Raw genomic sequence first — 4,623 nt, forward strand, 5'->3', positions numbered from 1 at the left:
TGCTGCCCGTGCTGCTGTTCTTCGTCGTCTTCCAGCGCTTCCTCGTCGACGGCGTGGCCACGCAGGGACTCAAGGGCTGACCGGAAACCGACAATCTCACACAACGCTCGTGTCGCAGTTCGGCATCCCGCTACACACGTCGCCGTGATCACTGAGTCTGCCGAGGGTGCGTTCGCCTCGCTGAACAGCAAGCCCGAGAGCGGCGCGGGCGCACCGGTTCGCCGCATCGTCCACTCTGCTCAAAGATCCGGGACCGCGCCCCGCGCGCGAATGAGCGTCTTACCCTGCTGATGTCACCGGCAATTGATTGACAGATCGCATCGGCGAGGCGAGGCGAGGCGAGGCGAGGGATGGGGACGGGATACTGGTTGTACGGATAGTCTTCTCGGATCCGGGAGGGTGATCCATGAATCGCAGTAAGCGTGCCGGCGCCGGGCGGCCGGCGCCCACCATCTACGACGTCGCGACCCTTGCCGGGGTCAGCCCGTCGACAGTGTCGCGAGCGCTGAATCAACCGGGCCGGATCACCGAACAGACGACCGCTCGCATCAAGGCAGCGTCTGACGAACTCGGATTCCGGTTCAACCCGGCTGCAAGGACGCTGCTCACCGGAAAGACGGGAACGATCGGCCTCGTCCTCGCCGACATCACCAACCCCGTGGTCTTCGGGGTCATTCGTGGTGCGGAACGCGCCGCGTCCGCCGCGGGCTACACCCTCATCATCGCTGAGTCGCAGCAATCGGGTGCGAAGGAAGCCGACACCGCGCGGAGTCTGTTGCGAAGCGTCGATGGCCTCGTGCTCGCAATGTCCTGGCTCGACGATGATGACATCCGTGAGCTCGGCGCGGAGAAGCCGCTCGTCCTCGTCAACCGCGAGGTGTCGGGAATCGATGGCGCCTATCCGGACGTGGAGCCGGGAATCACCCAGCTGCTGGATCATCTCGTCCGACGCGGGCACAAGATGGTGACCTATCTTTCAGGGCCGGAGCGCTCCTGGATGAACGCGCGACGGTGGGAATCCATCTTTGCCGGAGCGCGGGCGCGCGGTCTTGCGGTCTTCGAGATCCCAGGAGGAGAGCCGACCGTCGAGGCGGGGAGGGGCTCGTTCGACAGGGTCATGGCTTCGCCCGCCCGTGCGGTCATCGCCTACAACGACCTCATGGCCATCGGGCTGCTCCAGGCGGCACAGGATGCAGGGGTTGAGGTCCCGAGAGAGCTGGCGATCACGGGATTCGACGACATCTTCGGGTCAACCTTCACCTCCCCACCGCTCACGACCGTTGCGTCCCCGCTCGAGGAAGTCGCAGCTCGTGCAGTCGAGAGTCTCGTTGGGCACGTCTCGTCGAGGGCGGCTCTCCAGACAGTGCTCATCGTCCGCGGTACGAGCTGAGTCCGAGTCTGGTACGAGCCGCGCCGATGCCGCTCGCTCTTGCAGTCAACCGATTGACAAAGTATCGTTCGAGCAAGCGTTTTCCAGCGCTCGCATGCAGCGCTGCGCGAGAAAGGAACGATGGTGTTCAGTTCACGAAGAAGAGTTGCGGCTTCGGTCGCCCTGCTGATCGGCGCGACGCTCGTCGTAGCCGGATGTTCCGGTTCGAGTGGCGATCCCGAGGCGGTCGGAGAGACTCTCGACCCTGACGAAAAGGTGACGTTGAACTTCACCTATTGGGGCAATGACGTGCGTGCCGAGATGTACGACGAGGTGCTCGCCGCCTTCGCCGAGCAGTACCCCAACATCACGGTGAACACGTCGTTCATGACCTTCGCCGAATATTGGGAGAAGCGACAGACGGAGGCGGCTGGCGGGGGGCTTCCCGATGTCATGCAGTTCTCGGACAGATATCTGCGTCAGTATGCAGAGAACGGTCTCCTCTCAGATCTCTCGCCGTACCTCGGTGACACGATTCGGGTAGATGCGCTCCCCGACACGCTCTTGGGAGCTGGTGAACTCGACGGCCGAACGCTCGCGATTCCGGTCAGCACGAACAATTGGTCGCTGTGGACCAACCCGCAACTCCTCGGCGGGATCGGCGTCGACGACTTCGAAGGCGGCGACTGGGGCGACTACCAAGACTGGCTCGTCGATGTCAGCGAGGCTTCGCAGAAGGCGGGGCAGCAGTTGTGGGGGGCGAATGACTACACCGCGTGGATGCAGAACTTCGAGATTCAGCAGCGGGCGAAAGGCGAGGACCTGTTCACCGAGGGTGGTGAGCCGAACTTCACGAAGGACGACCTCCGAGAATTCTGGTCGAGCGTTGAGGATCTCCGCGGCACGGTATTGATCCCGCAGCAGAAGCTGGAGGAGGTGGCGCCGATGGGCGGCTTCGACGCGGCGTTGCAAACAGCCGAGCTGGCCTGGGACAACCTGGGCCCGGGATATCTCAGCAACCTTGGCTCCGCCTACGCTGAACTCGGATTGCATGAGCCGCCGGTCACGGTGGAGGGCGCGAAGGACCTGTATGCGCCGGCTGGCATGATGTTCGCCGCTTCCTCCAAGACAGAACATCCTGCCGCCGCAGCCGCGCTGATCGACTTCCTCGTCAACGACGAGATCACTGGAGAGGTCTTCGGGCTGAACCGCGGAGTTCCCGCATCGGAGACCGCTCTCGCCGGCGCCGACTTCGAAGGCATCGAAGCGCAGATCATCGAACACCAGGCATCGCTCGAAGACCGCATCGGAGCGGCACCACCCGTGCCGATCATCGGCTACGGGTCGCTCTTCGAGAAGTTCCGCGCCCTCGGGCAAGAGCTCAACTTCGGCACGATAACCGTCGACGAAGCCGTGGAGCAGTTCTTCGCTGAGATGGACGTCATCGTTCAGGAGGGATAACGGGGGAGCGAATTGTCGCGATGCTCGAGCTGGCGCGACTCGACGTGAGGGAGCGCCGCGCGTCACGCGCCGCGCTGTTACCTCTCGCGCGGACAGGCGCGTGTTCCTCCCGACTAGCCGCGGCATGCTCGGGCGGTCCGGCGCCTCATCTGGGCCGGCCCGCGGAGAACATGGGGAGGGCGAGCGATGCTCGCGACGCGCCACAACCTCAGTCTGAAGTAGCTCAGGAATGTCCCGAATAGCTGTGGAACCCACGTGTGGAGGGGCTGACGGGAATCGAACCCGCGCTATCTGCTTGGGAAGCAGAAGTTCTGCCATTGAACTACAGCCCCGTACCTGCATCCGAGGAGCGGGTGACGCCAGCCTACCTCCACGATCCGTCATGGCCAAAGTGTCGGCGGCGTGTGGTGACTAGGCTGGTGCCGTGCTTCTCAGCGACCGCGACATCAGAGCAGAACTCGCATCCGGCCGTATCGGCCTGGATCCGCATGAGCCGGAGATGATCCAGCCGTCGAGCATCGACGTGCGTCTGGACCGCTACTTCCGCCTCTTCGACAACCACAAGTATCCGTTCATCGATCCGTCGGTCGACCAGCCCGAGCTGACGAGGCTGATCGAGGTCAACCCCGATGAGCCGTTCATCCTGCACCCGGGGGAGTTCGCGCTCGGCGCGACGTTCGAGCAGGTCTCCCTCGCAGACGACATCGCTGCCCGTCTCGAGGGTAAGTCGTCGCTCGGTCGCCTCGGACTCATCACGCACTCGACCGCCGGCTTCATCGACCCCGGATTCACGGGGCACGTGACGCTCGAGCTCGCGAACGTCGCGACGCTGCCGATCAAGCTGTGGCCGGGCATGAAGATCGGCCAGCTGTGCTTCTTCCGCTTGACCTCGCCGGCCGAGAACCCGTACGGCTCAGGCCCGTACGGCAACCGGTACCAGGGGCAGCGCGGGCCGACGGCATCCCGGTCGTTCCAGAACTTCCACAAGACGGACGTCGGCACGACCGACGTCGGAGCCGTAGGGGGCTGACATGAGCGGTGACAGCAGAGACCCGAACATCCCGTCGGAGGATGCTGTCATCCCGCCGCCTCCGCGCGAGGTGCCCATCCCGGACGGACTGCTCTCACCGCCTTCCACGGAGGCGTCGATTCCGGATGCCGTCATCCCGCCGGCCGACGTGGTGATCCCGCCTCCTCCGCCCGAGGCCATGCTGCCGACGACCCGCAGGTCACGTCCGAAACCCGCGATCCTCACCGGTGAGCAGCCGGCGCCGGTCGCCGCGGACTGGGCGCAGCCCTCGGTGGCGCCGGAGGTGCCGACATCGGGTGGGTACCGGGTGCTGTCGGCGGTGATCTTCGGGTTCCTGCTGGTGCTTCTCCTCGCCGCGATCGCGGCGGCGTTCTACCTCGGCTCCGTCACCTTCGCCCTCGGAGAGGTCTCCGACTCCGTCACGTCGGCCGCGGCTGAGTGGCGCGGGTGGCATGGGTGATGTGAGGTACGACCCCGAGGTCGACGCGGCGTAGGCGGACAGCGAGCGGGCCTGAGTCCCGGGCAGCTCCTGGCGGGGACAGAAGAGCACCCGCTGCGGCCGATTCGGGTGCGCTTTCGGCCCCGCACCGACGGAAACGGCACCCCTCCGATCGGAATCGAAGGGGTGCCGTGAGCAGCGGATGCGGATGCGGAGGCCGTCAGGCGTCGCGACCGCGGCTGAAGCCGGCGTCGAAGCCGCGCTCGTAGGCGTGCTGCGCCACGCGAGCGGCCCGGTGCGCGCCGTGGAGGTCGTGTCCGCGGT

The 4,623-nt window shown here is 65.4% G+C and carries 4 protein-coding genes and 1 tRNA gene; 4 read left to right on the forward strand and 1 reads right to left on the reverse strand.

The features are described from left to right. The first annotated feature begins 406 nt into the window (after positions 1-406). On the forward strand, positions 407-1,390 hold the full coding sequence (locus RTM68_RS16945; protein ID WP_312173192.1) for a LacI family DNA-binding transcriptional regulator: 984 nt from the start codon (positions 407-409) through the stop codon (positions 1,388-1,390). A 120-nt stretch (positions 1,391-1,510) separates the two neighbouring features. Further along, entirely contained in the window at positions 1,511-2,830 is a 1,320-nt protein-coding gene (locus RTM68_RS16950; protein WP_312173195.1) for an ABC transporter substrate-binding protein, read from the forward strand. Positions 2,831-3,088: 258 nt separating this feature from the next. Here RTM68_RS16950 and RTM68_RS16955 read toward each other — a convergent pair. Then, positions 3,089-3,162: transfer RNA gene (locus RTM68_RS16955), tRNA-Gly, on the reverse strand. A 92-nt stretch (positions 3,163-3,254) separates the two neighbouring features. On the opposite strand from RTM68_RS16955, the gene dcd reads away from it, so the two are divergent. Together dcd and RTM68_RS16965 are read left to right on the forward strand one after the other, a co-directional pair. Further along, positions 3,255-3,860 carry a dCTP deaminase gene (gene dcd / locus RTM68_RS16960; protein ID WP_312173196.1) on the forward strand — a complete coding sequence of 202 codons (606 nt, stop codon included), beginning with the start codon at positions 3,255-3,257 and terminating at the stop codon, positions 3,858-3,860. A gap of 1 nt (position 3,861) precedes the next feature. Further along, a complete protein-coding gene (locus RTM68_RS16965; protein WP_312173197.1) occupies positions 3,862-4,320 on the forward strand; it encodes a hypothetical protein in 459 nt (152 codons plus the stop codon). The last annotated feature ends 303 nt before the right edge of the window (positions 4,321-4,623 follow it).

Origin of the sequence: Microbacterium sp. (assembly GCF_031988965.1) — a bacterium.
Lineage (GTDB): Bacteria > Actinomycetota > Actinomycetes > Actinomycetales > Microbacteriaceae > Microbacterium.